Origin of the sequence: Celeribacter sp. (genome assembly GCF_048259695.1) — a bacterium.
Taxonomy (GTDB): Bacteria; Pseudomonadota; Alphaproteobacteria; order Rhodobacterales; family Rhodobacteraceae; genus Celeribacter.
Genome location: NZ_JBLXHL010000051.1, coordinates 1 through 5717, shown reverse-complemented (window position 1 = coordinate 5717; position 5717 = coordinate 1). Strand labels below are relative to the sequence as shown.

The window sequence follows — 5717 nt, the reverse complement described above, 5'->3', positions numbered from 1 at the left end:
TGCGGCACCTCCGCTGCGAAGCTCTCGAGCAGGGTTCGGATCAGCATCCGCATGGGCTTGGCAATGGCCGAGATCAGCGGGTGCTTGCCCTCGATTATCGCCCCGACCTCAGCGCGCAGTTCCTCCTGTGGGGCGGTGCGCGACAGCCGGTGGCTGAATAGCGCGTAGATGTCCGGTTGGCCCAGTACCGTCCCGTCCGCCAGCGCCATCAGCCGGCTGCGCAGGTCGCCGACCGCGGGCATATCGAAGGCCCCGCGCAGGACCTGCGAACTGCCACCGCTGTCGAAGGGCGTGATCAGGTGGATCGAGTTGAAGGTATAGGTCTTGAGCTGCCGCGAAATGCCGTTCAGCGCGCTACCACCGCTGAAGAACAGAACCCGCGGACCAAGGTGCGGAGCGCTTGCGGCGCGCGACACGCGCAGGGCGTCGGGCAGGCTGATCTCGCGCTCGATCCTGATATCGGTCATCACTCTCTCGTCGGGTGGATGTCGTATGCGACAGCCATGCTGCCTTTAGACTGGTATATTCTTCGGAGCGTAAGGTCTCATGATCGAAGGCCTCTCCATACGCCCGATAGTTCGCGCTGTCATCCGGAAGGGACCTCTCGTGCTCGTCCAAGTCAAGCAGAGGCCGGACGGCCAGCGCTACATGATGCTTCCCGACGGGCGGCAGGAGCCCGGCGAGACGATGCAGGATTGCGTCGCCCGCGAATGCCCCGAAGAGACCGGGGCGGCCCGCCTGCTGCGAGACATTTTCTTCGTGGCGGACGTGTTCCGTTTCAGCGGCGACAAGCGCCGCGTGCGCGGGCATGAACCAGGGCATGTACGCATGTCCATGCCCGCCTTCGTTATGCGGTCCGCCGGATTCCTCCAAGGGTGGCGCTGCCGTGCAGGCCCGCCCTTGGTGGGTCAGCCCTTGACCCCAGACATGGTGATCCCGCGCACGAAGGCACGACGCGCGAAGAGGAAGACCAGTATCATCGGCATCGTCACCACGGTCGCCGCCGCAAAGGTTCGGCCATAGTTAATGTCGAAAGTGGAGCGGTACTGCATCATTGACAGCGTCGCAGTCATTTTTTCCTGACTTTGGACCACGATAAGCGGCCAGTAGAGATCGTTCCAGTGCGACACAAAGGAGAAGACCGAAAACGCCGCCGCCGCCGGCACCGCGGCCGGTAAGATCAGGCGCAGCACGATCTCGATCTCCGTGAAGCCGTCGACCCGTGCGGCCTGGATGATCGAATCTGGGTATGCGCGGAAGAACTGGCGGAACAGGAAGATCGCGAAGACTGAGACGAGGAAGGGGAACATCATCGAAAGATAGGTGTCCAATAGCCCCGTCTTGACCAAGCCTAAGTAGATTGGGATCGAGGTCACGTTGATCGGCACCGTCAGGCAGGCGATGACTGTGCCTAGCAGGATGGTCGAGCCGCGGAACTTCAGTTTTGCCAGCGCATAGGCCGCTGGCACCGCCGTCGCCAACTGCACGACCAGTATTCCGACGCAAACGATCATGCTGTTCGTCAGATAGCGGATGTAGGGCTGCGCGACTAGAACGTCATAGTAGTTCTGCCAGCCCGCAAAGGTTTTCGGCCAGAGGGAAAAGTCGCTGTCGAAGACCTCAGACGTGGGTTTGAGGCTGGAAGAGACCATCCAAAGGAAGGGAAACACCATCAGCCAGGCGCCTAGGAAAAGAATCATCAGCACGATGACCCTTCCGGGCGTCACGCGCGACAGCGCAGCGATGATCCGGTCGGTCAGGCTGCGGGCAGGGGTGGTTGTCAGATCGGCCATGTCCGTCCCTCAGTGTGCGGCCCGGTCTGCGAGCAGGGTCTGGATCAGGGCGAAGACAAAGATCACGCCCAGGAAGAAGACCGACAGCGCCGCCGCGTAGCCCATGTTGAAATACTCGAACCCCTCGAGGAAGGTCAGGTAGAGGAAGACCTCGGAGGCGTGGGCCGGCTGGCCCTGGGTCAGGATTGCCACCGTGTCGAACAGCTTGAACGCCGTGATGGACGAGGTGACGGCCACGAAGACCGAGGTAGGCGCAAGCGCGGGCCAGGTGATACGCAGGAATTCGTCGATGGGGTGGTCCGCTCCGTCGATACGGGCAGCGTCATAGAGGCTGCGCGGAATCGCTGTCAGCCCGGCGATGAAGAGCACCATGTTGAAGCCGATGATCGCCCAGACTGAGATACCCGCCAGCGAAAACAGTACCACTTCGGGCGAGCCCAAGAAGTTGACTGGCCCCAAGCCGAAATTACCCAGCCACTCGTTCAGGATGCCCTGACGGCTGTCCATGAGTGCCGACCAGACCAGCGCCATGGCGGTCAGGGTCGAGGTGACGGGCATGAAATAGAGTATCTCGAAGAACGAGCGAAATTGTCTACGCCTCTGGATCGCTATGGCCAGCCACAAAGGAATTATGAAGGCGCAGGGCAGGAAGACCGCCGCGTAAATGGCTGTGTTGCGCAGGGCGTTCTTAAATTGCGCGTCGCCGAACATGCGGATGTAATTGTCGAAACCGACCCATTCCCAGTAATCGCTGATTAGCGTGTAGTCAGTCACCGAGGCTAGGGCCACGGCGATCATCGGGCCGATATAGATCAGCAGGATCAGCAGGCTGGCCGGGGCGACCATCGCATAGGCCAGCCGAGCTTGGCGCCGTTGCAATAGGCTTGCCCCTCTCATGCCGGCACCTCTGCACGCGCCATGCTGCGCTGATCAATGGGCAACCGCTGCCCATCGGCCCCGAAAAGTAGCACCGCGCCCAGTGGCACCTCGGTCGCGAGAGTTTCGGGCAGGAATAGGTGCTCGGTCGCATCGGGTGCCTTTTGCAGGCGCAAGCGCAGGGCAATGTCCGGCGCGTGGGTCAGCGCCCCATGCACCACCAGTTCACCGCCCAGATCCTCGACGCAGCCGCGGAGGACCTGCAGGCCAATGGACGGCCCCGTCCCAGTACCCGCCAGGCGGATCGCCTCGGGTCGGATGCCCAGCATCAGGTCGGCGCCTTCGGGTTGGCAGCTGGCTAGCGGCAGGCGCTGACCGGCCAGTTGCAGCCCTCCGGCCACGGCACGTACCGGGAGCAGGTTCACCTCGGGCGAGCCAATGAACCGTGCCACGTCGACCGAGGCCGGATCGCCATATAGCGCGCCCGGAGGCCCCACCTGCAGCAGGTGTCCCTCCTGCAAAAGCGCCACGCGGTCCGACATGGTCATTGCCTCGACTTGGTCATGGGGGACGTAGACAAAGGTCAGCCCTGACTTGCGGTGCAGATCCACGATCTCGCGGCGCACCTCGACGCGCAGCTTGGCGTCGAGGTTTGACAGCGGCTCATCCATCAGAAAGAGGCTGGGATCGCGCACCAGCGCGCGCCCAAGGGCCACCCGCTGCCGCTGACCGCCCGACAAGGCCGCTGGCCGGCGGTCGAGCAGATGCGCGATGCGCAGCTGCTCGGCCACCTGTTGCACCTTGAAAGTGATCTCGCGCCGGGTCTGGGAATGGCCAGGGGTCACCCATTTTGCCCCGGGCAGACGCGCCCGCATTGGCAGGCGGCCCATCACCAGTGGCATCGCCATGTTCTGCGCGACGCTCATATGAGGGTAGAGCGCGTAGTCCTGGAAAACGAGCGCCACGTTTCGCGCCTTGGGTGTGGCCTGGTCCACCGCCACGCCGTCGATCTCGATCCGCCCGCTGTCGGCAGTCTCGAGACCAGAGATGATCCGCAAAAGGGTCGATTTCCCGCAGCCTGACGCGCCGACGAGCGACAGGAACTCGCCATCCTGCACGTCGAGGCTGATCCCCTTCAGGACCTGCGTTTCGCCAAAGGATTTCTGAATGTCGGTGAGGGTGAGCCGTGCCATGTCCTGAACCTGTAAAATGCAGGCGGGGGCCATGACTGGCCCCCGCCCATTGGATACCTGCGCGATCAGCGCGACATCAACTTCACGGCGATGGCTTTCACTTCCTCGGCGCCTGCCTCTGGCGAGGTCTCGCCCAGCATCACGGCACGGAAGACCGAACGCTGGTCGCGCCAGATCTTCTCGGACTGGGTGCCGGGGTAGCCCCACCAAGCACCGGCCCGCGCGTACTGGCTCGACGGCGTGGCGAAGTAGGGTTCGGCCGTGTAGTAGGCGCCGAGGTATTCATCTTCAAGCGAGGCAACATTGGTCGGCAGATAGCCGGTGTTCTTCGCTGTTAGTTCCTGGCCTTTCGGGCCGGTAAGAAACTTCAGGTATTCCCAGACCGCGGCCTGCTTCTCCGGGTCCTGCGTGGTGATGATGCCGGCGTTGCCGCCCGTTGGCAGGGTACCGTTGGCGTCGTCCCAGACGGTGAACTTGACCGAGCGCAGATCGAAGCCTTCGCCCACGCGTTCTTGCATCAGTTTGGCCGAGGCGGGGGAGTTCGCGTAGAAACCCATCTTGCCCGAGGTAAAGGCGGTCAGCTGGGAGTCGATGTCGGTGCGCGGGTCGTAGCCGCCCTCGGTCACCATGCGGCGGGCCAGCTGCATGGCCTTGAGGCTGCGCTCGTCCTGGTCGAAGGCCACCGTATCGCCAGCGTCGTTCAGCATCTGGCCACCCTGTTGAGCAATCAGCACCTGAAACATCCAGTCATCGCCCCACTGATCCACGGCGAAGGACATGCCGTCGATATCTTCGCCAAGCGCATCGACCTTGGCGGCCAGCTCCAGAACGCCATCCCAGTCGGTTGGGAAGTCTTCCACCTCGACCCCCGCCTGCTTCAGAAGGTCGGCGTTGACGTACCACTGTACAACCGAGGCGTTGAAGGGCATGCCGTACTGCACGCCGTCAACCTGGCCTAGGCTCAGCATCTGGTCGGTGTAGTTCGCGTCTTTCCAACCAGCCTCTTCCTTGTTCATCAGCTTGGACAGGTCTGCGATCTGGCCGCGGTCGGCCATGGCGCGGGCCAGAGAGGGCAGCTGGTTGTAGGCCTCGAACGCGCAATCGGGCAACGTGTTGGTGGCCGAGGCGCGCATCAGCTTGAGGTGCGTGTCGGAATAGTTCTGCGCCGGAGCGGCGTATACTACTCTCACATCGTTCTGCATGGCATTGAACATGTCGGCCAGCGGCTGGTGCTGGCGCGTCAGGTGACCGGCGTTGGTCAGACAGGTGATCTGTGTTTCGGCATGGGCAGTGCCGGCTAGAGCGAGCGTGGCCAAAGCGGCCCGTATGAATTTCGAGGTCATCGTGCATTCCTTCGCGACGGGGGCCATAGGGCCCTTGAAAACCGTTGCCCCGGGGCTGGTACCGGCGCATGGCCGGCTCTCTAGCCGGGGAAGCGCGACGAAATGGAGAAGGTTTTCCAAAGGTTTGATGGCAAGCACATGAAGGCGTGATGAAGTTCGTCCACATTCTTCGCGGCGTCTCAAATCCGTTACGCAAGCTGCCTATGGCGCGCTCCATCAAGGAGACGCCTCATGAAGATCATCCACATCACGGACACCCACCTCATGCCCGCGGGCGAGACCCTCTATGGTCTCGACCCCTCGGCGCGGCTCAAGCGTGTGCTCGACGACGTTGTTCAGAGCCAGGCCGATGCCGACCTGGTGGTGCTGACCGGCGACCTAACGCAGGACGGCAACCCTTTGGCCTACGCCCAACTGGGCAAGCTGCTGGCCGACCTGCCGATGCCCGTGCGCCTGCTGCTGGGCAACCACGACGCCCGTGAAAATTTCCGCGCAGCGTTCCCCGCACATCC

The 5717-nt window shown here is 62.8% G+C and carries 7 protein-coding genes; 2 read left to right on the top strand and 5 right to left on the bottom strand.

Going from position 1 to position 5717, the window contains the following annotated elements:
* Positions 1–467 (bottom strand): 2-phospho-L-lactate transferase CofD family protein (locus ACN0Q0_RS17505; protein ID WP_417244474.1); only part of this gene is annotated, 467 nt, incomplete at its 3' end.
* 79 nt (positions 468–546) lie between these two features.
* Here ACN0Q0_RS17505 and ACN0Q0_RS17500 point away from each other — a divergent pair.
* Positions 547–1023 (top strand): NUDIX domain-containing protein, encoded by a 477-nt coding sequence (locus ACN0Q0_RS17500; RefSeq protein ID WP_343504939.1) that lies wholly within the window; start codon positions 547–549, stop codon positions 1021–1023.
* Here ACN0Q0_RS17500 and ACN0Q0_RS17495 read toward each other — a convergent pair.
* The 4 genes from ACN0Q0_RS17495 to ACN0Q0_RS17480 all read right to left on the bottom strand — a co-directional run bounded on the left by ACN0Q0_RS17495 (position 909) and on the right by ACN0Q0_RS17480 (position 5205).
* A complete protein-coding gene (locus ACN0Q0_RS17495; RefSeq protein ID WP_417244473.1) occupies positions 909–1793 on the bottom strand; it encodes a carbohydrate ABC transporter permease in 885 nt (294 codons plus the stop codon). The two genes, ACN0Q0_RS17500 and ACN0Q0_RS17495, sit on opposite strands and share 115 nt — an antisense overlap.
* Positions 1794–1802: 9 nt before the next feature.
* Positions 1803–2672, bottom strand: coding sequence for a carbohydrate ABC transporter permease (locus ACN0Q0_RS17490; RefSeq protein ID WP_417244472.1), 870 nt, complete (start codon positions 2670–2672; stop codon positions 1803–1805).
* 14 nt (positions 2673–2686) lie between these two features.
* Positions 2687–3862, bottom strand: coding sequence for an ABC transporter ATP-binding protein (locus ACN0Q0_RS17485; protein ID WP_417244471.1), 1176 nt, complete (start codon positions 3860–3862; stop codon positions 2687–2689).
* 65 nt (positions 3863–3927) lie between these two features.
* A complete protein-coding gene (locus tag ACN0Q0_RS17480; RefSeq protein ID WP_343504936.1) occupies positions 3928–5205 on the bottom strand; it encodes an ABC transporter substrate-binding protein in 1278 nt (425 codons plus the stop codon).
* A 231-nt stretch (positions 5206–5436) separates the two neighbouring features.
* Between ACN0Q0_RS17480 and ACN0Q0_RS17475 the strand changes: the two genes are divergently transcribed.
* On the top strand, positions 5437–5717 hold a 281-nt coding region (locus ACN0Q0_RS17475; protein WP_417244470.1), incomplete at its 3' end, for a metallophosphoesterase.

Coding starts and splice junctions, on each gene's coding strand:
- ACN0Q0_RS17500 (WP_343504939.1), top strand. CDS start 547: ATGATCGAAGGCCTCTCCATACGCCCGATAGTTCGCGCTGTCATCCGG.
- ACN0Q0_RS17495 (WP_417244473.1), bottom strand. CDS start 1,793: ATGGCCGATCTGACAACCACCCCTGCCCGCAGCCTGACCGACCGGATC.
- ACN0Q0_RS17485 (WP_417244471.1), bottom strand. CDS start 3,862: ATGGCACGGCTCACCCTCACCGACATTCAGAAATCCTTTGGCGAAACG.
- ACN0Q0_RS17480 (WP_343504936.1), bottom strand. CDS start 5,205: ATGACCTCGAAATTCATACGGGCCGCTTTGGCCACGCTCGCTCTAGCC.